Annotated in this window: 19 protein-coding genes and 1 pseudogene; 7 read left to right on the forward strand and 13 right to left on the reverse strand. The window is 62.8% G+C overall.

Annotated features, from left to right (window positions below; translation table 11 throughout):
* Positions 1-966: 966 nt before the first annotated feature.
* The gene (locus tag AWB79_RS26235; protein WP_061170366.1) at positions 967-1,581 is read right to left on the reverse strand and encodes a short chain dehydrogenase; all 615 of its coding nucleotides are present in this window, start codon (positions 1,579-1,581) and stop codon (positions 967-969) included.
* Positions 1,582-1,907: 326 nt separating this feature from the next.
* Between AWB79_RS26235 and AWB79_RS26240 the strand changes: the two genes are divergently transcribed.
* From AWB79_RS26240 to AWB79_RS26245, 3 genes and pseudogenes are all read left to right on the forward strand, one after another.
* A complete protein-coding gene (locus AWB79_RS26240) occupies positions 1,908-2,297 on the forward strand; it encodes a LysR substrate-binding domain-containing protein (RefSeq protein WP_061170367.1) in 390 nt (129 codons plus the stop codon).
* Between the two features lie 289 nt (positions 2,298-2,586).
* Positions 2,587-2,712, forward strand: a pseudogene (locus AWB79_RS41075) (double zinc ribbon domain-containing protein); the annotation flags it as partial.
* Between the two features lie 12 nt (positions 2,713-2,724).
* A complete protein-coding gene (locus tag AWB79_RS26245; RefSeq protein ID WP_061170368.1) occupies positions 2,725-5,847 on the forward strand; it encodes an adenylate/guanylate cyclase domain-containing protein in 3,123 nt (1,040 codons plus the stop codon).
* A 40-nt stretch (positions 5,848-5,887) separates the two neighbouring features.
* Here the strand turns inward: AWB79_RS26245 and AWB79_RS26250 are convergent, their stop codons facing one another.
* The 8 genes from AWB79_RS26250 to AWB79_RS26285 form a co-directional block, all read right to left on the reverse strand.
* A complete protein-coding gene (locus AWB79_RS26250) occupies positions 5,888-6,766 on the reverse strand; it encodes a class I SAM-dependent methyltransferase (RefSeq protein ID WP_061170369.1) in 879 nt (292 codons plus the stop codon).
* 105 nt (positions 6,767-6,871) lie between these two features.
* Positions 6,872-8,545 (reverse strand): hypothetical protein, encoded by a 1,674-nt coding sequence (locus tag AWB79_RS26255; RefSeq protein WP_061170370.1) that lies wholly within the window; start codon positions 8,543-8,545, stop codon positions 6,872-6,874.
* Positions 8,546-8,927: 382 nt separating this feature from the next.
* Positions 8,928-9,848 (reverse strand): DUF2950 domain-containing protein, encoded by a 921-nt coding sequence (locus tag AWB79_RS26260; RefSeq protein WP_061170371.1) that lies wholly within the window; start codon positions 9,846-9,848, stop codon positions 8,928-8,930.
* 11 nt (positions 9,849-9,859) lie between these two features.
* Positions 9,860-11,485: a DUF3300 domain-containing protein gene (locus tag AWB79_RS26265; protein ID WP_082862473.1), complete on the reverse strand. Its 1,626-nt coding sequence runs from the start codon at positions 11,483-11,485 to the stop codon at positions 9,860-9,862.
* A gap of 314 nt (positions 11,486-11,799) precedes the next feature.
* Positions 11,800-12,195 (reverse strand): tautomerase family protein, encoded by a 396-nt coding sequence (locus AWB79_RS26270; RefSeq protein ID WP_061170372.1) that lies wholly within the window; start codon positions 12,193-12,195, stop codon positions 11,800-11,802.
* Positions 12,196-12,250: 55 nt separating this feature from the next.
* On the reverse strand, positions 12,251-13,495 hold the full coding sequence (locus AWB79_RS26275) for a complex I 51 kDa subunit family protein (RefSeq protein WP_061170373.1): 1,245 nt from the start codon (positions 13,493-13,495) through the stop codon (positions 12,251-12,253).
* A 21-nt stretch (positions 13,496-13,516) separates the two neighbouring features.
* The gene (locus AWB79_RS26280; protein WP_061170374.1) at positions 13,517-15,166 is read right to left on the reverse strand and encodes an FAD-binding protein; all 1,650 of its coding nucleotides are present in this window, start codon (positions 15,164-15,166) and stop codon (positions 13,517-13,519) included.
* 15 nt (positions 15,167-15,181) lie between these two features.
* Entirely contained in the window at positions 15,182-15,820 is a 639-nt protein-coding gene (locus tag AWB79_RS26285) for a 4Fe-4S dicluster domain-containing protein (RefSeq protein WP_061170375.1), read from the reverse strand.
* A 106-nt stretch (positions 15,821-15,926) separates the two neighbouring features.
* Between AWB79_RS26285 and AWB79_RS26290 the strand changes: the two genes are divergently transcribed.
* Complete coding sequence (locus AWB79_RS26290) at positions 15,927-17,369, forward strand: anion permease (RefSeq protein ID WP_061170376.1); 1,443 nt, start codon at positions 15,927-15,929, stop codon at positions 17,367-17,369.
* Between the two features lie 23 nt (positions 17,370-17,392).
* Here AWB79_RS26290 and AWB79_RS26295 read toward each other — a convergent pair whose 3' ends face one another.
* The 3 genes from AWB79_RS26295 to AWB79_RS26305 all read right to left on the reverse strand — a co-directional run bounded on the left by AWB79_RS26295 (position 17,393) and on the right by AWB79_RS26305 (position 19,971).
* Entirely contained in the window at positions 17,393-18,307 is a 915-nt protein-coding gene (locus AWB79_RS26295; protein WP_061170377.1) for a DUF2950 domain-containing protein, read from the reverse strand.
* Positions 18,308-18,317: 10 nt separating this feature from the next.
* Positions 18,318-19,400, reverse strand: coding sequence for a DUF3300 domain-containing protein (locus tag AWB79_RS26300; RefSeq protein WP_061170378.1), 1,083 nt, complete (start codon positions 19,398-19,400; stop codon positions 18,318-18,320).
* Between the two features lie 298 nt (positions 19,401-19,698).
* Complete coding sequence (locus AWB79_RS26305) at positions 19,699-19,971, reverse strand: hypothetical protein (protein WP_061170472.1); 273 nt, start codon at positions 19,969-19,971, stop codon at positions 19,699-19,701.
* Positions 19,972-20,426: 455 nt separating this feature from the next.
* On the opposite strand from AWB79_RS26305, the gene AWB79_RS26310 reads away from it, so the two are divergent.
* A complete protein-coding gene (locus AWB79_RS26310) occupies positions 20,427-20,930 on the forward strand; it encodes a potassium channel family protein (protein WP_157695852.1) in 504 nt (167 codons plus the stop codon).
* An 87-nt stretch (positions 20,931-21,017) separates the two neighbouring features.
* Positions 21,018-21,695, forward strand: coding sequence for a carbonic anhydrase (locus AWB79_RS26315; RefSeq protein ID WP_061170380.1), 678 nt, complete (start codon positions 21,018-21,020; stop codon positions 21,693-21,695).
* 213 nt (positions 21,696-21,908) lie between these two features.
* Here AWB79_RS26315 and AWB79_RS26320 read toward each other — a convergent pair whose 3' ends face one another.
* Entirely contained in the window at positions 21,909-22,613 is a 705-nt protein-coding gene (locus AWB79_RS26320) for a glutathione S-transferase family protein (RefSeq protein ID WP_061170381.1), read from the reverse strand.
* Positions 22,614-22,738: 125 nt separating this feature from the next.
* On the opposite strand from AWB79_RS26320, the gene nudC reads away from it, so the two are divergent.
* A complete protein-coding gene (gene nudC / locus AWB79_RS26325) occupies positions 22,739-23,692 on the forward strand; it encodes an NAD(+) diphosphatase (protein WP_061170382.1) in 954 nt (317 codons plus the stop codon).
* The last annotated feature ends 21 nt before the right edge of the window (positions 23,693-23,713 follow it).

Raw genomic sequence — 23,713 nt, forward strand, 5'->3', positions numbered from 1 at the left:
GCGGGGCGCGGAGTCCGTCTCTTCAATGGCAGGCAGGGAAACCAATGTTTGCTTGTCGCGGCAATGGTCGAATCGGCGCCTGGCAAGCGTCCACGCTCTGCCAGAGCGCGGCTGTAGCTATGACGCGGAATATGCCTTCTAACCACAGCCGATCGGCGCGGACTCAGCCGCCGCGCGAGTTGGCCGGTTCAGTGATCGATGATCTCTCACCGAATTGAAGGAGCGGCAGTAGTAGCACGGGCCGCGCCGTAACAGCACAACGGCTGATCGGATGGGAATACGCCGGGCAGAATACTCGCGCCGGCGTTACTCCACCGGATCGACGCATTGCACGAGTGTCTCACTCTATTCACTCGGATTCCTGCCCCAGGCCTTCAGCGAACCGCTCTTGTGCGGGCATCAACAGAACTGGACACTCAGACCCGAGGCGCACCAGCGACGGAAGGCGGTTGCTCGACCGTAGTTGACTTGGTATCCAACCGCGACGACTGCCCTGTGACTCAACAGGCATACGCCGTGGTCGGACGACCTGACGTCTTTGGTCGCGTCAATGTCGCCGGTCGTGTCCGCTTGCCGGAGGAACTTGGTTGCCTGTTGTGCATTCATGCCGAATAGATAAGCAACCTGACGGAATTCGAACCACGCGGTCTTGTCGTCGAGCGTGCCATCGATTTTCCTGCTGCTCGACGCACATACATAGTCTACGGACCTCATCGTGCACGCACCTCTCAGTCGTCGCGTCGTCAGCGGTTTTTTCTAGCCGGCTTTTGTCGAATCGTTCCGGCTTTAGCTCAACCTCCATTTAACGGGACCCGCACATCCTCACGATAGAACAAATCCGTCTTTAAAAGAGAACCTGGCCGTCAGTTCGCTCAAAGAACAATTCCTGTAGCCGTACGTTCGGACGGTTCTCCGGGGCTCTCGGTTGCTGCCAAAGCCCCGGTATCGCCGCCGCAGCGGGAAGCGTCACTGCTCTCGCGACCACCCCACTCTCAAAACCCGTCCAGTCTGCGCTCCCTCGACACTTTTCACATATGCGAGCGCCACCTCGGATGCTGGCACAGGTTTGACGCCCGGGAAATACGGGCCGAATACGGGAACCGATTCTTCGATCAGGGTCGGGCTCACTACGTTTATTCGTATGCCGCGCGGCATCTCGATCGCCGCTCCACGAACGTACCCTTCCAGCGCGCCGTTCACCAAAGCCGATGACGCGCCCTGACGAATGGGATCTTCGTTGGTCAGCCCACTCGTGAGAGTGAAGCTGCCTGCGTCATTCACGAACTGAAGACCTTCGGTCACGAGGGCAACCTGACCCATCAGTTTGCTCCGGATGCCGATGGCGTGATGCTCGATCGTGAGCTTCTCGAACGCTTCGTACTGGACCTGACCGGCTGCGCAAATCAACGCGTCGAACGTTCCGACCGTTCGATAGAGCTGCCTGATTGAATGCGGGTCCGCAATATCGACTCGCACGTCTCCGGCAGTGCGATTTGCACGTATTAACTCGTGTCGTCCGCTGAAGCGGGCTTCGATCGCCGCGCCGATCGTTCCGTTGGCCCCGATCAAAATAATCTTCATTAGCCCTCCGTCGCACTGAGTAAGGATTTTCGTCCAGCGGCCTTCATGACATATTGTGTCTTGCAGACGATCATTGCGAGAAGACTCTGAACGCGATCAGGGCGCGACCCATTGGGCGTGCCTCAGCCCATCTTCTCTGCGAAACACCGCGAACTCATGTCCGCGCCGCGACAGAGCGAGCCAGTCGATCGTCTGAACCGATACCGTCACCACGCTGAAGTGCTCGTAGCCGTCGAGCGACCCACCTGCCTCGTCCGTCGGAATGTAGCGTTGCGCAGGCGCATCGATGGCCGCGCCGCCCCCAGCCGCTGAAGATCGCGATCAGTGTGACGGCAACCTTTGCCGCCAAATGGCTCATCCCACGGTTTCCCGACAAGGTCGCGCTGCTTCACGACGCGCTCGATGTGGCCGCAATTTCTGGCACGCGTGGCCGGGCCGCAAGCGCGTCGCATCGAAAGAATATCCGTTTCAATCAGCCGGCGCTCGTCGGCGATGCCACGATGGAAGGACAAGGCTTCGCGCTCGCGCATCCGGCCTTCGTTTCGCGGGATATCGCCGCGGGCCGTCTAAAACGCGTGGGCGATGGAGAAATGTCGGCAGGGACCGGCTTTTACATTGTCACGCCGCGCAAGCTGCTTCATCCTGAAGCGGTCGAGACGCTACGGCGGTGGCTCCATGGTCAGGCAGCCTCGGCACTCTCGCCCGTCTCAAGCTGATTGTCCGATCCACAGCGCAGCGTGGCAGCCGCCACGCATCTTCGTCGGGTAAGCAGAGCCGCGCACCGTCCGCGCAACTCCAGTAGTTGCCTAATGAACAACGGCTACGCGTCGGCCAAAGACATTCGCATGCCGATCGTGTTGACCTCGCCTCCGACCGCGCGCAATGTTGCCATTTCAGGCCCGACGAGCATGCGACTGCTAACTTCTCGTAGCGGTGCTCAAGCCAATTGCCACGCCGGCACTCGCTCGAGCGGCCGATGTTCGTGCGGTTGATGCGGAGCGTCTCATGAAGTGTCTGCACTGTGCGCACGAATGTGCGCAATCTGCGAAGTTTTGCGAGGAATGTGGATCACCCTTGCACCTCGCGTGCCGCGCGTGCGGAGCTCCGCTCAGTCCTTCAGATTCCATCTGCGCCGCATGCGGGATGGCGTCCGGTGCCGACGTCGAATTGGCCGAGGAGCGCCGCGAAGCAACGGCGTTGTTCGCGGATATCTCCGACTTCACGACGCTGTGCGCAAGAAGTGATGCAGAAGAAGTACAGGCAATGCTCGGCCGCTTCTACGCGGCGATGGAATCGGTCGTAGCGCGCCACGGCGGCCAGGTGCTGAACCGGATGGGCGACGCCGTGATGGCGGTTTTCGGCGCGCCCGTCGCCCACGGAAACGACCCCGAGCGGGCCGTTCGCACCTCAATCGAGATGCATGAAAAGGCGTCGGGCATGGCGGATTGCGAGGGTCGGCCACTCAGACTTCACATAGGCATTGCCCGAGGCGAAGTCGTGGTGACCAGGATGGGTAGCGGCGGCCAGTCAAAATGCTCCGTCACCGGCGAGATCGTCAACCTCGCTGCTCGTCTCCAGGTGCAGGCCAAGCCGGGCGACACCTTGATCTCGGAAGGACTGTATCGCTCGGTCTCGACACTCGTGGACGCCGAGGATTGCGGAGAACATTCCCTCAAGGGCTTCCCGGTTCCAATCACAGCGTGGCGCGTGCTAAGTCTGCGCAGCGTTTTAATCTCGCACTCGTCCTTCGTAGGCCGACAGACGGAGTTGGAACAGATATCCGGCGTACTGGAGCGTGCCCGGCTTGTGGGAAGCGGCGCGGTAGTACTGATACGCGGCCGCGCCGGAATCGGCAAGTCGAGATTGATGGCCGAGGTCCGGCAGCGCGCCCGATCAAGCGGATTTGCGGTGCCGTACGGACAGGTATTCGACTTCGGGGCCTCACGCCGAAGAGCTGCCGTGCCGGCAACGCTCGCATCTCTACTGGCCGTTTCATTGTCCGATGATGAAACGACCCTCAGAGCGGCGCTCAAGAGCGCCGTCGACCGCGAGATGGTGCTGAAAGAGGACGCGCTGTTCATCGCCGCTTTGCTGGAACTGGATCTTCCGAAAGGCGACAAGGCGCTCCTGGAATCGATGACTGGCAACGCTCGAAGCGAGCGCTCCGATGAGGCATTAGCAAGGACGTTCGAGCGAGCCGCTGGCAGGAACCCGGTGCTGATCACCATCGAAGACATCCATTGGGCGCCGGTGTCACTACTTCGACAACTGATCGCTATCGCGCAAACCGCCGCGCGTTCGCCGATCGTGCTTGCCATGACCTCGCGCAGCGAAGGCAGACCGTCGAACGACGCCTGGTGCAAGTCGCTTCGGAGCTGCCCTTCATTGCAGATCGAACTGGGTCCATTGAGCTACGAAGAATCGTGCATGCTGGCACGCGACCGATCTTCGCAAGGGAACGATGTTTTGCAGCAGTGCGCGAAGCGCGCCGAGGGGAATCCGCTGTTTCTGGAACACTTGCTGCGCGCATCGCGCGGAAACGACATGAAAGCCGTTCCACCCACGGTCCAGAGCCTTGTTCTCGAGCAAATGGACCGGCTCACATCCGGCCAGCGGATGGCTCTCCAAGCCGCGTCCGTCATCGGAAGGCACTTCTTGTCGGCCGATTTGCGCGCGATCACGGGCGATGCGACGGATCATAGCCAAGCGCTCTTGCAGTCCGAGCTGATTCGGGCCGATGGCGGCGAACTCGAGTTCACACACGCGCTGGTGCATGAAACCATTTATGGCACGATGCTCAACAGCAGGAAGCGCTCGCTGCACCGGCAGGTGGCGCTACGCATCGGTGATGCGGACCCGGTCCTGCGTGCGGAACACCTGGATCGAGCAGGAGACCCAGACGCCGCGTATGCCTATTTGCTGGCCGCCAGAGACGGCATGCAGCATTTTCATCCTGAAGCGGCGGTCGCCCTCGCTCAACGCGGCGCGGCCCTTGCTCGCGACCCATCGGTGTCTTGCGAGCTGGCACTTCTCCACGGCGAATTGCTGCGCGAGTCCGGCCGATTGCCCGATTCGTTAGCCGTGGGCCGTTCGGCACTCGATCTCGCGGCAACAGACGAGCAACGCTGCCGCGCTCTATTGGAAATCGCCGCCGGATATCGCGTGACCGGCGACATCGAAGAAGCGCTCAATGCGCTCGCGCATGCGGGATCGCTTGCCGAAGCGCTGAGTCTGGACCTCGAGCGATCCAAAATCCACTATCTACGAGGCGGCATCTACTTCGCGCGCGGCGACGTGCCCGCCTGCGCGATGGAGCACCGTCATGCGCTCAGCTTTGCACGGCGGGCTGGTAGCCCTGAGTGTGAAGTCCGGGCGTTAAGCGGCCTCGGAGATGCGCAACTCGAACAGGGGCATTTGATCGAGTCGCTGCAGTCTTTCGAACGCTGCGTCGGGCTGTGTGAAGCGCGGCAATGGATCGCCATGGAGATTCCAAACCGATGCATGGTCGGATATTGCCTGCAGTACTCGGCCAGGCTTGACGAAGCCGTGAAGGAGGTGCAGCGGGCCGTGGTCGACGCGCGGCGCACGGGGCTCGTGCCTGCGCAAGTGTTTGCATTTTCAAGCGTTGCGACGATTCTCGTCGACGCCGGACGATTCGATGAAGCCGAGCCGGTTTGTCTCGAAGGTCTGTCGTTGGCCCGGCAGGTCGGCGCCCGCCGCTTCGAATCGACGTTCCTTCTGGCGCTGGCCGAGGTTCACCTGAGAGCGGGCTCTCGTGAGGATGCCGCGCGCCAGATCCATGCGGCATTACAGATCGCACAAGATACCGGCCTTGGATACGCCGGCGCCGCGATATTCGCGATGCTGGCCCGCGCTGCACCGAACGCTCAGGCACGGGCCGAGGCCTTGAGCCGAGGCGCGGCACTGCTTACGCAGCCTTGCCTCGCTCAGTCGGTTCTACGCTTTCACATCCATGCGATGGAGGCCACCATCGAATGCGCCGAATGGGATGACGTACTCCATCATGCCCGGGCGCTCGAAGCGTTCATGCAGGCCGAGCCCCTGCCATGGGCATCTCTTCTCGTTCGACGCGCGCGGCTCGTTGCCGACGCGGCGCGGGGCATCGACGTCATCAAGACCCGCGCTCGACTTCATCGCCTTAGAGACGACGTACTTGCCGCGGGATTAGGGTCGGCCCTTCTGGAAATAAATGCCGCGCTGGGGCGGATCAGCGACAAACCGGCCGATGACCGGCTCGCGCAGTGAAGTGCGTTGGCACTCACGCAGCCCGGAGAATGCATGGCCTCTAGGGCTTGAGGAACTTGAGCGTCATGCGATCCGATTCTCCGATTGCGGCATAACGTGACCGATCGACGTCGCCGCCCTCGTATGTCGGCGGGAGCGACCACACGCCGTGTGGATGGTCCGTCGTATCCTTCGGATTTGCATTGATCTCGCTGCGGCCGACGAACCTGAAGCCGGCCGCTTGCGCATGCTCGATGACGAACGCCTCGGTCACATAGCCTGAATCGATCATTTGCTGCAGAGTCGTCCCCGGCCGCGCTCGATGCTCCTCGACGCCAAGTTCGCCCCCGGGCTTCAGCGCGCCGTAGAACGCACGCAGGTTCGCATCGATTTGTCCGTCCTTGATCCAGTTATGGATATTCCGAAACGTCAATACGCGGTCGAAGCGGTTGTTTGCGTCAAAGCCGATGAACCGGCCCGCGTGCAACGTGCCGACGACAACCTTTCCATAAGTCGCCGGCGCGTCTGCAAGCTTGCGCCGATAAGCGGCGTCGGTCTCGTTGTCCTCGGCGGCGAGATCGGCGGACGTGCTCAGATACTGCGCCTCGCAGAGAAGTCCCGCGTCGTGCAGGTAGGGCGCGAGTATGTCCGTGTACCATCCGCCACCCGGCGCGATCTCCAGCACCGCTTGCGACGGGCCGACGTCGAAAAACTGCAACGTCTCTCCAGGATGGCGATAAACGTCGCGCGCACGCGCCTTATCGCTGCGCTGCGGTCCGGCGATAGCGGCATCGAGCGACGTCTTGGCCGCCCCTTGCACTTGCGAATCGTGCGACGAATGCTGCGAATCCATCGAAGGGGAAGCACATCCGGCCAGCAAAAGCGCCACGCAGGCGGCGCACGTTACGGCGGCCGCCCGATTCAGTTGGGTAGTTTTCATCAAGTGAATGCCGGTTGAAGATCGAAAGATCGACGCGCAAACTCTGGAAACTCTACCTCACGCGACGTCAACCGGCGCGACAGATCCCTTCACGACCGACTTTCCTCATCGACCGAGCACGGTTACGGCGGGAAATCGCATCAGGTACGAAACGTCCGGACCGTCTTTCAGATAACGGATATCGAGCAGCCTCTCCGGGCGAACAGGCTCGGCCGCCAGGCCACGAGCCACCAAACGCTCCAGGACGTCATGACGCAACCAAAAAAGCGTCCCGTCGTACACTGCGGGCAGGTAGTCCGTCTTGAACTCCGCGACCGAGTATATGCCGCTGTCGCTGCTCCAGAAGTCATGCGTCTCGATGACCTCCGGGCGTTCCTTCCTCAGATAGTCCGCGAACCCTGCATACCCGCGACGCGCCAGCGTCGGGTTGGTCAACAGTCCCGAGTCCAGGATGTCCAGACGTTCGCAGCACAATGCGGTACCGCCGACGTCCGGCGTCATGAACTTGAGCGTCGGTTGCCCCAGACGCTCGCGCAGGCGATCAACCGAAGCACCTGTCATCGCGTAGTTCTGAGGCGTGATACCCCGCCAGTCTCCGGGGAAATCGGGCCACACTCTTTTTCGGGCCGTGGCGCCCGTGGCATCCAGTGCAGCGGGGAGCGCGCCGCGCATCGCCGCACCGACGATGACCGTGTCGACGTTTTCGCGCAGCACCGCGACGTTGAACAGGAAGCTTGCAGAAAGGCACAGCAAAAGCCCCTGAAATACACGCGGCCGACGCATATTCGCAAAGCGTTCTGCGAGTGAAAGGACGAAAACGGGCAGCACCGCAATGAACATGCGCCCGACATAGCCCCAGTTTTTTCCCGATATGAGCGCGAATACGCCAAAGGCGGCTATCAGAAGTACAGGCATCGGATCCAGACGGCGCGCCTGATCGCCCTTCCGGCTCAGGTACATGCCAGCCAGCAACGCAGCGTTCACGAAGAGGAAATCCTTCAGCCCGCGGAGCTTTTCCACCACGCCGGCCCAGCCCTTTCTACTGTAGGGAATCTGAAGCTTGGCCAGAATCGTATTCGGCAATAGCGCGCCGAAGACCCAATATCTCCAGATCGTCAGTAAAACCAAACAAAACATGAGCCAGACGAACATGCGAATGGCATGCGGCCTGTCCTGCCGGTGCCACACGATCATCCAGCCAAGCGCGAAGCCCACGTAGAACACCGCCTCGAAGCGCGTCAGCAGCAATAGCGGCAATAGCGCATACGCGAGCGTCGATCGCGTGCGCCAGAAGAGCACGAACGCAAAAAGCAGCAACGCAAAAAGCGTCATTTCCATGCCATTGACAATCTCGGCCTGGAAGGTTGGCAGCAGACCGAGCAAGGACACCACAATGACGCGATGCGTCGGGCTCGGCAGGGACGGTTGAAGTGCGCGCCACACGAGCACCAGGGTAGCGCTAAGCGCAACGAAGGAAAGTATCTGCGCCGCCCTGATCGCATCCAGAAAGCCTGAATGCAGTACCCACTGCGCCAGGGCCAGGATCGCAGTCAAGAGCAAACTCGACGTTCCTTCGGCCGACGCCGAAGCTGGTGTCAACGCGAATATCCCGTGCTGCCCCAGTGAACGCGCATAGGCGACCGAGATGGCTCCGTCGTCCCAGCCATAAGGACCGACGAGGGCTATCGCCGTCAGCGAAATCGCCGCATACGCGGCAACGAAGAGGAAGCCGGTGGCGCCCTCTCGCGCCTCGATCCGATGTGTAAGATCTTCGGGCATGGTCGGTCGGCGTGGTGATTCGACGGATGATACACCGCGAATATCGTCGTGCAACTCTTCGGGGCGTAGCGCTGAATCGCGCGCATCAGAAGACCGGGTCGAAAAAACACTTGGAAGGAAGTTTTTGCTTAACGCATCGAAGTTTCCGCTGCTCTGCGAGGCGCGAAAGTGCTACTCAAGACGCGGGGACATCGCTTCGTTTGTAGCAACGTAGGGCTCTTAACGGGATACTTCAAACAGTCCGCGCATTACTCCTGCAACCCCGCCGACGCCAGGAAAATGACAGCCGACTGACGCAGGTGAAATTTCCTGTGCGGCACGTCGAGTCCGTATCGACGTATGGCCCCCCGCGCGCGGCAAAGGCGATTGCGAAGGCTGGCAGTCAAGGCGAGACCTTTTCCCACCCCGGTCCTGGATCGAACGTGGTCATCGCCTGCGCCTCCTTCGCGCTGTCCGGGCCCAGGTCACGCTCGTAGACCTGACCATCGTGGCTCACCATGAAAGTCTTGATGCCCGTATCGCCATAGTGGGCTGGCCACGCGACCACCGCGAAGCCGCCGAAAAGGCGCCCGTTGACCGTATAACCGTATGCGCCGCCCGGTGCATGGCGTCCTTGAGCGCGCAGCAGCTTGTAGTGATAGCCGTAATAGCCCGCCTCCGTCGCATTGCTTGCACCCGCGGTCTTGAACGCAGCGCCAAGCGGGCTTTGAACCTCATCGGGTCCACTCGGCCAATAGAGTCCGTCATGCTTGCCCGGCCTGCTTGCGAACCTTTCCGCATAGACGTAGACCTTGCTGCCATCGTGATAGGTCGAGGCATAGTCGCGCTGGGCATCGTAGATCGCGAGCATCGTCTGAATCACGGCAAGCTCGTTGCGCCCGATACGGCGCAAACGCATTTCCTCGGCCCCCGCGTGCATGTCGAAGTGCCAGCCTTGCGCCGTCTTCGAGAGCGGAATCGGAAGCGTCCATCCGTCCTTGCCCACCGTGATCTCGGCATGGTCGCCGCCGGTCGAACGGATCGTGTGCGACGCTTGCCACTCGCCCAGGAACTTGTCGCGGAGTTCCGCGCCGACCGGCGGGATCAGCGCGCGGAAGTCGTCGCCGAGCAAGACCTTCAGCTCGGTCTCGTCATTATTGGCGACGGCCGCGCCGAAGGCGTCCATCGCTGCTTCGGGCGACTGAAAGAAGGACTGGGCGCTCATGGCCGAAAGCGGTGCGAGGCCAAGCACGAGCGCGAGCACGATAGTCATCACAGCCCGGAAACTCGCCAGCGCAACATCGACACGGGAAAATCGGTTCATCGTCGTTCTCCTTAGCGCCGGCCGCCGCCACGAGCACCCCCGCCACCACCTCGAGCGCCACCGCCGCCACCGCCCGCGCGGCCGAAGTTCGATGACTGGACGCTCGCCTGCCCACGGCTGAAGTCGCGCTGCGCCGCGCCCCCGCCGCCGACACCCTGGAACGCGGTATCACGGCCGCCGCCCGAATAGCCGCCGCCTCCGTAGGCGGGTTGGGCGCTCGGTCCAGCGCCACGATTGGCCGCTTGTGCGCGATTCGCCGTCTGTGCGCGATTGCCGGCTTCCGCATTCCGATTCGCCGTCTGAGCGCGATTCCCGGCTTCGGCATTTCGATTCGGCGCTTGCGCGCGATTGCCGGCTTCACCACTCCGATTCGCCGTCTGAGCGCGATTGCCCGCCGCCGCCCCCCGGTCGGCCGTAGCGGCGCGATTGCCAGCTCCGGCCCGGTTGCCTACATTCGCGTTGTTCGCGCGCGCCGCGCGGTTGGCTGCCGACGGGTTGCCCGCCGCCGCCCGATTGGCCGCGTTGGCACGCTCGCCCGCGCCGCCGGTGCGGCCACGATATTCGCGCCGCGCATCGGCGCCCTGCACTCCGCGCGAATACTTGTCGCGCGTCGCGTTATCGCGGTAGGCCACGCCCTGCCGATGCCGCGCGTCGTGCTGCCACGTCCCACCTTTCACGTTGGCGCGATTGAAGTTGCGGTCGATGTTGGTGGCCTTGTTGACGTTGATGTTCACGTCGCCACTGTTCCAGTTACACCCGCCGAAGATCGCTCCAGCCGCAGCGATCCCCAGACCCCACGCAAATCCGCTCGCGAGGGCGGCTCCGGGGTAGTACGCCGGATATGGTGGCCAGTAGGTCGGTGGATAAGCCGGCGCGCTCCAGCCGCCATAGACGACAGTCGGGTTGTAGGACGGAACATAGATGACCTGCGGGTCGGCCGGTTCGATGCGCACGATGGTCTGAGGCGCCTGAACCGCTTGTCCGCCCTGAGCCGGCTGGTTGCCCTGGCCACCAGCGGGAGGCGCTTCGACGATCACCTTCTGCTGCGGATTCGAGTTCAGGTTTCCTGCCTGTTGCGCGCGGACCCTCAGCCGCTGAACCGCCGCGAGCACGTCCTTCGGCTGGGCGAGGAACGCGTCTCCAAGTCTTTGCGTCCAGTCGAGTTTGTCGTTCATCGGCTGGAGCACTTGCGGAAACGCGACCAGAGACTTGACGCTTACATCCCACGGCTGGTCCTGCACTGCCTTTACAGCGGCATCGCCTTTCACGTCACGGTGCTCCTTGACCCAGCGCGCCGCGTGCACGACTTCGAGCGGATAGGTCGATGCCATCAGCACCTGCGACAGCAGCGAATCGGGATAGAGCGCGATCGGCGCGACCAGCGCTTCGAGTTCCTCGGGCGGATATTGCGGGACCTGGGCCGGAGCCTGCGGCTGGGCGGCCGACGCTGACTCGGGCGCCGCGGCCGATGCGGGGAGCGGCGGCAATGCCGCGGGCACCGCCGGAGAAGCAACGGATGCCGGCGTCGCCGCCGAGGCTCCCTTGTCAGGCGGTTCCTGACTCTGTTGTTTCTTACAGCCCGCCAAAAAGGCGAAGACGAGGACGGTGCTCAGCAGTCGTGCAATCCATATCGTCATGACCACTCCCCCTCATTTCCGCTCAGCGGCGAAATAATCGTTGACCGCCGCGCAGCCGGCTTCAGCCATGCAGTCGCGCGAGCGCATGGTGGGCCATCGGAGCAACCATGCGCGCGTTGACTGTTCATGCTAATCATAGGCAACGGTTTTTCGATTCGCCGCTAAAAAGGTCGCTTTCCGCACCCCTTGAAGTCCGACGTGCAGCCGTCGCGCTGCATTCAATTCGCAATCAAGCGCATTCTGGACATTGACACCAATCTGTCTGCAATCCGGGGCACGCGCCGAAATCGCGTCGACTACCTGCTTCCGATTACTTACCGCTCGCCTGGCTGCCATTCGGGGCTGAAGCCTCCGAGCGACGGGTGATACATCTCGTCTCCCGAGTGCTGGGTGAACTCGACATTGAGCCGATCTTCTCGCAGACCGAGAATCTCGACGCAAAGCGCACAAAGCGCTTTCGCCAACGCCATGCGCAATTCAGGCGGCCGTCCTTTCCTGATGTCAAGCATCATCACGGACACGGGCAACGGCTCCCCGTCGGGCTCTGCGATGCGCCATACGCCGCCGGCGCCGAGCTCCCGTATGGCCACGCTGATTCTCCTGATATCGACAGACATCATGCTGGCGTAGGTCTCGCCCATCTTCGCGGCGAGCCGCTTTTTCTGCTCCGCCGAGTCGTGGCCGTTCACATCGAGTTGCAAGTACGGCATGTTGTCTGCCCCCGGAAACCGGTCCGTGTATCGCGCGGCCGATGGAAAATTGGGTCTATGTCATCAACAGCGCCTCGTACTCGTCGCGGAACTGGTTGACGGAGCTCTCCACCACCGTCACCGCACCGTCGATGAGACCGCAGCGTCCGCTGCCAGGCAGAATGCGGCACAGATTCTCCAGGGCGTCCATGTCGGCGCGCACGCCGCGGCCCGTATCGATCCGGTTGAGAAGCTGCATCAACTGAAAGGTGCCGCCCTTGCACGGCGGACACTGGCCGCATGAACCCTGAGCGAAGAAACTCACGTACTCGGCGACCTTGCGCACGATGCTGCTGCCTTCCGACACGACGATCATCGCGCCTGTCCCGAGACGCGAATGGCGCTGCCGCACCGAGTCGAAGTCCAGCGGGACGTCGAGATCGCGCTTCGTCAGCAAGGTATTCGAGGGACCGCCCGTGAAGACCGCCTTGAACTGCTTGCCCTGCAACATGCCGCCGCCATGCTCGAAGACGAGCGATTCGAGACTCGTGCCCATCGGCAGTTCGTAGAGACCCGGATGCAGGACATCGCCCGAGAGCGAGTAGAGCTTGGTTCCGGCCGCGTCTCCAACGCCGAGATCCCGATACCATTGCGCACCGTGGCGCAGAATCCCCGGCACGTGAGCAAGCGTTTCGGCGTTGTTCACGACGGTCGGCGCGCCATGCACGCCCTCTTCAGCCGGGAATGGCGGCTTGCGGCGCGGAAACGGAAAGCCGCCCTGCACGCTCGCGATCACGGCGGTTTCCTCTCCGCCGATGTAAAGACCCGAACTCGGTACGACGCCAAGCGAGACAGTGCCGCCGACTGTTTGCTCGATCGCGGCAAAGAGTGTGTGTGCCTGCCATTGCTGCACCGCCTGGCGAGTCGCCGCGAGAGCCAGTTGCTGATGCGGGTTGACGTACAGAACGACGTGGTTCGCGCGCGTCGCCAGCGCGGCGATGAGCGCGCCCTCGATCACCTGATGCGGCGTGTGCTCCAGAAGAAAGCGATCCTTGAAGGTGCCGGGCTCGTCTTCGTTGCCGTTGCAGATGATGTATTTGTCGCCGAAGGGCGCGGCGGCGACCGGCGTCCATTTGCGATGCGTCGCAAACCCGGCGCCGCCCATCCCGCGCAAGTCCGCTTCCGCGATCTCCGCAATGATCGCTTCGGGATTCTCCAAAGCCCTGGCGAGCCCCGCGCCGCCCTCACGCGCGAGCCATGCATCGAGGTCTGCGCCGACGCGGAAATCGGCCCTCAGAAGAACCTGATTCAGCTTGTCCATCTTCGCGCTCCGTGGATCGCATCACCGGATGCCTTCGGGCACGCCCCCGCGCGCATTCGTGCGCAGGCCGGCGTCGGCTCGCAGATCGAAGTGGGCGTAGCCGGGAAAGAGCTGCGGTGCTTTCACATGCAAGGGCAATCCGGCCAGGGTCAGCTCGCGCTGCCACGCGTGGACGTGACCGATTCCGGCGCGGCTCGCCTCGAAGCGTCCGGGCAATTGCGCCGACCTGGCCCCGGCGCGGCGCCCCATGCTCAGGATGTCGAGCAGCGCGTTGCCCATCAGCCGGTTGCGCCCGTGTATGCCGCCCGTGACCTCGCCGACGCAATAGAGGCCGGGCACGCTCGTCGCACCGTCCTTGTCGATGGCGACGCCGCCGTTCTGGTAATGCAACGTGGGATAGACGAGGAACGGCTCCTCGGCTGCATTGTGACCGCACTTGTGCGCAAGATGACGCAGCGTCACCAGACGCTTTTCCAGAATGCCGGGGTTCTCCCGTTCGAGCGTCGGCGTATCGAGGAACACGCCGACCTGACCGTCGCGTACTATTCCGCGCCCTTCCTCGCATTCGCGCAGGATCGCCGAAGCCACGACGTCGCGCGGCTGGAGCTCATCGACGAAGCGCTCACCTTCGCCGTTGATGAGCTTCGCGCCCGCGGACCGCGCTGCTTCCGAGATGAGCCCGCCCGCGAGATGTCGCGGATACGCGATGCCGGTGGGGTGATACTGGAACGAGTCGAGCTCGCGCAGATGCGCGCCCAGGCGATAGGCCAGCACGAGGCCGTCGGCGGTGGCGCCGAAGTGATTGGACGTCGGAAAGGCGTTGAGATGCAGCCGTCCCGCGCCGCCGGTGGCGAGAATCACGGCATGTGCGCGCACCAGCGAGAAGGTGCGCCATTCAAGGTTGTAGATCACCGCTCCGGCGCAACGCCCGCGCTCGTCGGACAGCAGCTCGACCACGGGGCAGCGGTTCCACACCTCGATGCCCGGATCGAGCTCCACCGCCTCGCGCAGCACGCGCATCATCTCCAGCCCGGTGTAATCGCGATAGGAAAGAATGCGCGCCGCCGACGCGCCGCCGGGTTTCTTGCGCAGCAGGTTACCGCCGATAGGCCGATCCTCTTCCTGGTCGAACGTCATGCCCAGCCTGATCAGCCAACGAATCACATCGGGGCCGTCCATCACCATCTGCGCAACGAGTTCGCGCTCGCCGCAGAAGTGCCCGGCGCGCAACGTGTCCTCGAAGTGCAATTGGGGACTGTCGTCTTCGCCGATGGCCGCCTGGATTCCGCCTTCGGCCATGACCGTATTGCTGTCGCCAAGACGCAGCTTGGTCGCGAGAATCACGCGTGCGCCCTGTTTCGCAGCGGTGAGCGCGGCTGCACATCCACCACCGCCGCCGCCCACTACCAGCACATCGGTGGATGTGAGCTGCGCGCCGGCGAGGTCGACATCGTCGATCAGCGCATTGGCTTGAAGATAGCCGGCGAGATCCGGCTGACACGGCTCTCCGCGATTCACCCCGACGCTCAGTTGCACCCGTGCATGGACGCCATGGTCTGGGTGATAGGCCTTGAGAAGCGCATCGATGGACGTGTCGTCCTTGCGTGCCGCCGGCGTCGCACCGGGACGATAGCGCTTGCGTGCGTCTTCGTAAGGTATGCCGGCGGCCATGATCGATCGGTCCTGTCAGCGCGGCGGCTGCGCGCCCGGCGCGTCGAAATCGATCTTCATCGCCCCGCTCTCGATCTGCCGCAAGCGCAGCATGAGGTCGGCCGGCCGCAACGACAGCGCCGATATCATCCGACGCACGAATAGGCCGAGATGATTGGGTTGAATATGCTCTGGACAGGCGAGCGTGCAGAGATTGCACATGACGCATTCGTCGAACACCTGGCCGGATGCGGCCAGCTTGCCCTCCACGGCGAGATTCACGCCGCGCTGGACGTCGAGATGCTTCGGACACGCGCGATCGCAACCGCTGCAGTGACGGCAATGAGATGCCTCCGGAAACACTTCGGAGATTGCGCGCAGCGTCTGCCAGCTGTCGCCGAAATCTTCCATGCGATACACATGGCGTGACGCAATGGCGAAATAGTCGAGGAAAGCCACCTGCATGTCTTCTTCGATCAGGGTCTCGCAGGCGAGCGCGGTCGTCACTTCTTGCTGGCCGCTTCGCCGGACCATCACGCGGCATGAGCCGCATACGCCCTGGCCCATGCAGCCGACGCCCTCGACGAGCGTCTGCCCCGCATGCACGATGGCCTGCAGGATCGAGCAGTTCGCGGGGGCTTCGACCTCGCGCCCTTCAATGCTCAGGCAAACCATCGTCTCGCACTCGGTTCTTGTGCGGCACTGCCCCCGCACTGGCGAACTCGGAAAAATCGACATATAAACCTTAGCACACGGGTGATTATTTCCAAGCGGAGGACGCATGAAGACGTTCTGGAAGGCCCTTGCACCTCTCATCGTGGTGGTCGTCATCGCGATCATTCCCGCCCCCGAGGGACTGGCCCAGCACGCCTGGTATTACTTCGCGATCTTTGCGGGCGTGATCGTCGGTCTGATGCTCGAGCCCATTCCGGGCGCGGCCATCGGTCTTATTGCCGTGACGCTCGTGTCGGTATTCTGCGAGTGGGTATTCTTCAGCCCGGAGCAGCTCGCGAAACCGGGTTTCAATGTGGCGACTGCAAGCCTGAGCTGGGCGCTCTCCGGGTTCTCGAACGGCACGGTGTGGCTGATCTTCGGCGCCTTCATGTTCGCGCTCGGTTACGAGAAGACAGGCCTCGGCCGCCGCATCGCGCTCATGCTCGTGAGGGCGATGGGCCGCAAGACACTCACACTCGGCTATGCGGTGATGGTCGCGGACACGCTGCTCGCGCCATTTACGCCCTCCAACACGGCGCGCAGCGGCGGGACCATCTTCCCCGTGATCCGCAATCTGCCGCCTCTATATGACTCGAAGCCGAACGATCCCTCGGCGCGCCGGGTTGGCTCCTACATCATGTGGACGGCCATCGCCACGACCTGTGTGACGAGCTCGATGTTTCTGACCGCGCTCGCCCCCAACCTGCTGGCTGCCGAACTCATCAGAAAGACCGTTCACGTCGATCTGGGCTGGACGCGATGGTTCCTGGCGATCGCGCCGGCGGGCATCATCCTGCTGCTAGCGGTGCCGCTGCTCACCTACGTGATCTATCCGCCCGAAGTCAAGCAGGGCAGCGAAGTGCCCGCGTGGGCCGCGCAGCAGTTGAAAGAGATGGGGCCGCTCTCGCGGCGCGAGCTGACGCTTGGCGTACTGGTGCTCGTTGCGCTCGGACTGTGGATCTTCGGCGAGAAGTTCGTCAATCCCACGACTGCGGCACTCATGGTGATCGCGCTCATGCTGGTCACCAGGGTCGTGACATGGGACGACATGCTCGCAAACAAGCAGGCGTGGAACACGTTCACGTGGTTCGCGACGCTGGTGGCGTTGGCCGACGGGTTGAGCAGAACCGGCTTCGTGAAATGGTTCGCGTCCATGATGGCGGCGCACATGAGCGGTGTCACGCCGATCATGGCGGCGGTGGTCCTGATACTGATCTTCTTTTTCACGCACTACATGTTCGCGAGCGTCACCGCCCATACGACGGCGATGCTCCCGGTCATGCTGACGGTGGGCTCGACCATTCCCGGCATGCCGATGGAGGCGTTCGCGCTGATGCTGGCTCTGACGCTCGGCCTCATGGGCATTCTCACGCCCTATGGCACCGGGCCGAGCCCGGTCTATTTCGGCAGTGGCTATCTGCCGGCCGCGGATTACTGGAGGCTGGGGGCGATCTTCGGCGTCGTCTTCATCGCCGTGTTTCTTTTGATCAGCGTACCCATTCTTCTTTGAGGGATCGCCACCAAGTTCGACGATCAAGGCTCCTGCAAGCGGGTCCAGGATGCGTCAGGATCGAACTCGGTCAGCGGCTTTGCCGATGCTCCCCGATTCTTTTGATACACGACGCCGTTGTTGTTGACAATGAAAGTCATCACCCCGCTGGCGCCATACTGTGCAGGGTAGGCAGCCAGCGCGAAACCCGCCAGCATCCGCCCGTTGATGATGTAGTTGAAAGCGCCGCCCGGCGCGTGCTTTCCCTGTCGCGTGAGAATGCGAAAGCAATATCCGTGATAAGGGTCGCCCGGGTTCCGATCCTTGAAGTAATTCGCGCTCGCCGCGATCAGCGGACCGAACGGGCTCGGCTCTTCGCCCTTCGATTCGTCCGCCGGCCAATAGAGCCCGTCGCGCTTGCCCGTGGTGCTGCCGAGCTTGCGGGCGTACTGCAGCACGCCATCGCTCATGCGATCGCGCGTCGCGTATTCGCGTTGTGCATCGATATACGCGCGCATCACCTTGATGGCCTCGCGTTCGTTCGCGCCGATGCGCCTGTCCAGCACTTCCTGCTCACCCTCTTCCGTCGCGAAACGCCACGCGCCCTGCTCACGCACGAGCGGAATCGGCATGGGCCACGCTTCGTCGCCGATACGCAGGACGCGCCGGTCCGGCGATGTTTCCTCCAGCATGTGATACGCCTTGAACTCGGCAAGCGCATTGGCGCGCAACTCGCGGTTCTCGGCTTCGTCCGGCGTCACGACGAGATCCTTGTGCGCCTTGCCGAAGATCGCGATGAGCGCGTCGTCGTCGTTTGACTTGAGCGCCCGTTCCAGCGCGCTGACGGCCTCGTCCGGCGTGGCGAAGGTCTGCTGCTGATTGACGGCGAAAACGCGCGGCGAAACGACGAGCATCGCGATGATCAAGCCTGCAATCAGCCAACGAGACGATATGTTCATGACACGTCTCCTATCGACGGCCTACGCGGCCGCCTCCGCCGAATCCACCGCGCCCGCCGCCCGAAAAGCCGCCACCCTGGAAATTGCGCCCGCCTTGGCCGCCCGGCGTCGACTGCCGGCTCGCCGCGCCGCGCGCGCTGTCCGCCCGCGCGCCCTGAGCCGACCCGTAGCCGCTGAACGCGTCGCCGCCGCGTCCCTGAAAGTCGCCCGCGCCCTGCCCGCGCGGCGTCTGCGCGGCGGACGGTGCGCGTGCGCCGCCCGCGCCGAGATTGCCGGCGCTGGCGCGTGACGGCGCATCGCCGACGCGTTGCGATGCCGCGCGCGTGCTGGCCCCCGACACTTGGCCCGGCTTCTTTTCCGAGCGCCATTGCGTCGAGCGCTGAGAGGCGGATGTTCCGTTCGCCGATCGGTTCGCCGCGCGGTTGCTCAGCTCGTTCTTGACCTCGGCGCGGTTGACGTTGCCTTCGCGGTTGATGTTGATCGTGTTGTTGCCGCCCTCGTAGTGCGACACATAGTGCCCGCCATTCCACGCCGCCGTGATCGCCGCGCCCCAGATGAGGCCCGTGGCGAAGGCCGCGCCCGGTGCGTACGGATAGTAGTAGACCGGATAAGGCGCCGGCCAGTACGTATAGACCGGCGTCGGGCTGGCGACGACGACCGTCGTCGGGTTGTACTGCGGCACGTAAATGACTTCCGGATTCGACGGCACGATCTTGATGACTTCCTTCTCGACAACGACGGTCTGCTTGTCGTCCGTCTTCAGATTGCCCGCCGACTGCGTCTGTCGCCGGAAACGCTGGACGGCCTGCAGGACAGCGCTTTGATCCGAAACCACCGCTTCGCCGAGCGCGACTGTCCAGTCGAGATCGGAGCTCATCTTCTTCAAGACTTCGGGGTAGTTCAGCAGCGCCTTGATCGGGTCCTGCCACGCTTCGTTGACCGGCAAATCCTTCTCCGTCTTTCTGCGATCGAGAAAGCGGTCGGCCTGCACGACTTCGACCGGATAAGTCGATGCCGGAAGAATGATCGAGACGAGATCATCCGGATACAGTGCGATCGGACCGACGAGCCTGTCCAGCGAAGCCGGATCCATCGCGAACGATTGCGCACCGGTTGCCGCTGGCGGCTGAGCTACGGTTTGAGCAGCGCTTGCCGGCGGCGCTGGTGTCGAAGCCGCGGCGTGTGTGGCGCTGTCCGGCGGCGATTGAGGGACCGCGCACCCGCCTGCGCATAACGCGAATGCAATGATAAGCCTGCTGAAACGCTCACGCATGTCTAGCACCGCCAACGCTGGCCATACCGCGCTTGTTCCGCAGCCCGGTGGCACACGCTAGCCGGGCCGTCCCAGTTCTGGAAGCATCCACTTGCAGATCGCTTTCGGCGTCAAGTGGTCATTGCGCACTTGCACCGTGATGTGCTGCTGCGATCGCCGCATCGCGCTCTTTGGCGGCTTCCGCTTTTTTGTGATCGAATACTTTCCTGGCCGCCGCGACTTTCTGGTCATACTTCTTGTTGGCCGCCGCGACTTCCATTCGCATCTTTACAATCTCGTCGCTATGGGCTGGCTGAGCGGCTCCTTGATCGGCCGGTGCCGCAGCCTGTGCCCACGCATTTGTTGCGATCGCAATCGCAACCAGCAATACAACACCTTTCGGACGATTCATTATCGCCTCCTCGCTTTGGCGGTTAGCCACCTCGTCACGGATGATCCGGGATGTGCTGGATGCTGCTCTCCGGGCGAACCATGTCTGAAACGACAATGCGATAAAACCAGGCTCTGCTCTGCTCACAGTATGCGACCGCTGTGGCGAATTCAAGGAAGCCGGGCCGCGCATCCCCGCAGACCCTGTTGGAATCAGTCGCCTCGCCCTGCTTCAGGCCGTGCGCACGCCGTATTTGGGAACACGGAACCAAGCCGGGTCGCGTCTGAATGGCCAGTTCGCCGACGCGACCACCCCGTTGCGGAATGTCTGGAAGGACACATACGAGGATCGCTGCTGGCCGCACGCTCTAAAGATGTCACGCCGAACGTCGAGCTTCCTTTCAAATCGCCGGACACAGCGGCTTTCTTGAGGGGTTGCTCCCGTCGGCACCTTGGGCTTGAGCGTCAGGAGGTGCCGTGAATTTCCGATTCTCAGAAAGTGACCTTCGAGGGGCGATGCGCGGCCTCGCAACGGTATTCGTACCTCTAGTCGCAGGTTATTACCTGGTCCATTTGTCTTACTCCATCTTGTCGCCGCGCTCCGACGCAATCGTCGATGCAGTGACAATGTTCGCCCTTGCCGCATTGCTCGTGGTGACGGCTCGCCGAATGTTCCTGCTCGTGCAGCTCACTGCGTTGGGCGTCTTGTTGTGCATCGCTGTGTGGACGTATAGCGATATCTACATGAAGCTGGGCATCCTCGATGTGTCATCGACCGTCGTCCACGACCGGGAGAGCTGCCTGTATTTCAGTATCGTCACATTCACGACCCTCGGATATGGAGATTACCGGCCCACGCTCGACGGCCGAATGGTCGCGGCCACGGAAGCGTTGACAGGCTACGTGTTCTTTGGCGTGTTCATTTCAATGATCTCTGCCTACGTGGCGGTTTTCAGAGAGGAATATCGTAGAGGAAAGTAGTTCTACAACCCGGAAACCTCGTGCTACGCGAGGCGTTCAGCTTCGTCGAAGCAGACAACACATAACGAACGCATTCGGAGGCAAGCCATGCGCAAGCTCATCATGGGCATCGTCGAATTCCGGGAGAAGATGCTGCCGCAATACGCGGAGCAGTTCAGCAAACTGGCGCTCGCACAGGCACCTGATGCGCTCTTCATCACGTGCTCGGACAGCCGTGTTGTGCCGGATTTGCTTGCCTCGACCCATCCGGGCGATTTATTCATCATGCGTAACGTCGGCAATCTGATACCACCTTCGACGGCGGAGGGGATCTCCACCGGCGATCTCTCCGAGGCAAGCGCGATCGAATACGCGGTGCTCGTGTTGAAAGTGGCGAATATTGTCGTTTGCGGACATTCCGAATGCGGCGCAATGAAAGCCGTGCATACGCGCAGCGCCAAGCTGAAGACGCCGAACCTCGACAAATGGCTGTACCACGCCAGCAACGCGGCGTTTCGGCTCGAACACGAAGGACCACTCGACGGCAGATTCAAACCTCATGATCAACTGTCGCAGCTCAATGTGCTCGTGCAGATCGAGCATCTGATGACCTACCCCATTGTCCGCCAGCAGGTCAATGCCGGGGCGCTCGTATTGAGCGGTTGGTGGTTCGACATCGCAACCGGTGACATGTACGCCTATGAACGCACGAGCCGCTCATTTGAAGTCATCGATCGCCCGATGGCTGAGCGGATGATTGCGCGACTTGCGGCACGGGCGCGATGACGCTCCGCGAAGGCTTTACATAGCGGTGCCTGCATCCCATGGTCTGGCTGTCCAGGAGATGCCAGATTTGAAGGCGCGCTCCGGATGCGCCCGCGCTGCCTATTCTATGATTCTCAAGGCCCCCGTCGACCCGGATGCGATGACCGTGGGGATACGCGCGGCGCGTCGGGCATAAGCCGGGCGCGAAAGAATGTGGAAACCGCGCCCGGGTGATCACGGCGACGCGCTCTGTCCCATGCGCTCGCGCAACGCGGCGCAATGCTGCACGAGATTAACCTGTGCCGCGACGAAACGCCTGAGCGGCGTATCGATGTCGTAAAAATAGATATTGGCGACGAAGCCATACACGGCGGCGTCGATGCTCGCGGGCGCCGCGCCGAACATGAACGGGCCATCGCCCAGCAGATTCGCGATCGCCTGAAGATTCGCGATGCCACGCGCATAGGCCGCGTCCGGCTCGTATCGTCCGATGCCCTGATAGCGATAGCGTTCGAAGTTGTACTTGCGCGCGCCTTCGAGCACGTCCGCGCCGACATCCGGAAGCGCGGCCAGCAGCGCGTCGCGGAATTGCGGCCAGTAGCGGTCGTCGCGCCAGCGCGAATACGACATGACCCAGTAGAGATCGTCGAGCGTGCGGCGGATCAGCAGATCGAGATCGCGCTGCCAAGCGGTGAGCGCCTGATCGAGCGTGAGCGCGTATTTGCGCGTCAGATGCGCGATGATCGCGTCGCTGTCGCCGATGGTTTCGTCGCCGTCGACGAGATACGGCAACTGGCCGCGCGGCGCCGCGCTCGTATCCAGCACGTGCCGATGCTCGAACCCAAGGCCCGCCAGCCTCAGGAACGCGAACACCTTGAGCCCGAACGGATTGTTGTCTTCGAGGCCGAACAGCGGCGGGTACGAATACAGTGTGATCATCGATGTCTCCAGGCCTCGCCCTGCAAGGACGCGCCAAGTTCGCTACGATTCCCGACTGGCCTTGCATCTTCCCGTCACGCCGCCGCACGCGTCATTCGCGTGCGCCGCCCTACACGAAAAATACTATGCCCACGCCGCCTCATGCCATAGGTTTTACGCTCGATCCGCTCGACCGCTTGTCGGAGAAGCGCGACGACGAAGGTTTCATCGCCGGCCTGCGCGACGATGCCGCGACGCGCTTTCTCCTGTTCGTGAACAACGTGCCGCTGTTCAAGCGCGCCACAGGCCACGATCCGCTGTTCGACGCGCGCGAGGCGGCGCGGCTCGGCGCGCCCTTGCAGTCGGTGTTTCTCGGCCGGGACGCCGATGCGCGCGCGCTTTTCGCGCTCTCGTTCGATGAAGCCGTAAGAAGCACGCTCGAAGGCGATTCGGCCGATTCCGCCACGTCCGCCGCGGCGATCGAAGCCATCGAGCTGCGCCCGATCGCGATGCAAGGCCTCGTGCCGCCGCCGCTGGTGAGCGCGCTGGGCGAGGCGCGCTCGATGCTCGACTGGCACCGCCGGCACCGTTTCTGCGCCAACTGCGGCCATCCGACCGACGCCGCGGGCGCGGGCTGGCGGCGCATCTGCCCGAACTGCAAGGCGCAGCATTTTCCGCGCGTCGATCCGGTGGTCATCATGCTGGTCACCGACGGCGAGCGCTGCCTGCTCGGCCGTCAGCCGCAATTCCTGCCGGGCATGTATTCGGCGCTCGCGGGTTTCATCGAGCCGGGCGAAACGTTCGAGCATGCCGTGTGTCGCGAAGTGCTGGAAGAAGCGGGCATCCGTTGCACGGACGTGCGCTATTTCGCGTCGCAGCCCTGGCCGTTTCCGTCGTCGCTGATGATCGGCTGCTTTGCGCGCGCGGCCACGACCGAGATCGTCGTCGACGAGAAAGAACTGGAGGACGCGCGCTGGTTCTCGCGCGCGGAAGTCGCCGGCATGCTCGACGGCACGCACGCGGACGGGCTGTCGGCGCCGAAGCCGTTCGCCATCGCGCATCATCTGCTGAAGGCGTTCGCGACGGGCGAGCTCGAATAGGACGCGCTTTGGCCAATCGGC

The organism is Caballeronia hypogeia (genome assembly GCF_001544875.2).
In the GTDB taxonomy this organism is placed as follows: domain Bacteria; phylum Pseudomonadota; class Gammaproteobacteria; order Burkholderiales; family Burkholderiaceae; genus Caballeronia; species Caballeronia hypogeia.

Coding starts and splice junctions, on each gene's coding strand:
- AWB79_RS26235 (WP_061170366.1), bottom strand. CDS start 1,581: ATGAAGATTATTTTGATCGGGGCCAACGGAACGATCGGCGCGGCGATC.
- AWB79_RS26245 (WP_061170368.1), top strand. CDS start 2,725: ATGGCGTCCGGTGCCGACGTCGAATTGGCCGAGGAGCGCCGCGAAGCA.
- AWB79_RS26250 (WP_061170369.1), bottom strand. CDS start 6,766: ATGAAAACTACCCAACTGAATCGGGCGGCCGCCGTAACGTGCGCCGCC.
- AWB79_RS26255 (WP_061170370.1), bottom strand. CDS start 8,545: ATGCCCGAAGATCTTACACATCGGATCGAGGCGCGAGAGGGCGCCACC.
- AWB79_RS26260 (WP_061170371.1), bottom strand. CDS start 9,848: ATGAACCGATTTTCCCGTGTCGATGTTGCGCTGGCGAGTTTCCGGGCT.
- AWB79_RS26265 (WP_082862473.1), bottom strand. CDS start 11,485: ATGACGATATGGATTGCACGACTGCTGAGCACCGTCCTCGTCTTCGCC.
- AWB79_RS26270 (WP_061170372.1), bottom strand. CDS start 12,195: ATGCCGTACTTGCAACTCGATGTGAACGGCCACGACTCGGCGGAGCAG.
- AWB79_RS26275 (WP_061170373.1), bottom strand. CDS start 13,495: ATGGACAAGCTGAATCAGGTTCTTCTGAGGGCCGATTTCCGCGTCGGC.
- AWB79_RS26280 (WP_061170374.1), bottom strand. CDS start 15,166: ATGGCCGCCGGCATACCTTACGAAGACGCACGCAAGCGCTATCGTCCC.
- AWB79_RS26285 (WP_061170375.1), bottom strand. CDS start 15,820: ATGGTTTGCCTGAGCATTGAAGGGCGCGAGGTCGAAGCCCCCGCGAAC.
- AWB79_RS26290 (WP_061170376.1), top strand. CDS start 15,927: ATGAAGACGTTCTGGAAGGCCCTTGCACCTCTCATCGTGGTGGTCGTC.
- AWB79_RS26295 (WP_061170377.1), bottom strand. CDS start 18,307: ATGAACATATCGTCTCGTTGGCTGATTGCAGGCTTGATCATCGCGATG.
- AWB79_RS26300 (WP_061170378.1), bottom strand. CDS start 19,400: ATGGATCCGGCTTCGCTGGACAGGCTCGTCGGTCCGATCGCACTGTAT.
- AWB79_RS26305 (WP_061170472.1), bottom strand. CDS start 19,971: ATGAATCGTCCGAAAGGTGTTGTATTGCTGGTTGCGATTGCGATCGCA.
- AWB79_RS26315 (WP_061170380.1), top strand. CDS start 21,018: ATGCGCAAGCTCATCATGGGCATCGTCGAATTCCGGGAGAAGATGCTG.
- AWB79_RS26320 (WP_061170381.1), bottom strand. CDS start 22,613: ATGATCACACTGTATTCGTACCCGCCGCTGTTCGGCCTCGAAGACAAC.
- nudC (WP_061170382.1), top strand. CDS start 22,739: ATGCCCACGCCGCCTCATGCCATAGGTTTTACGCTCGATCCGCTCGAC.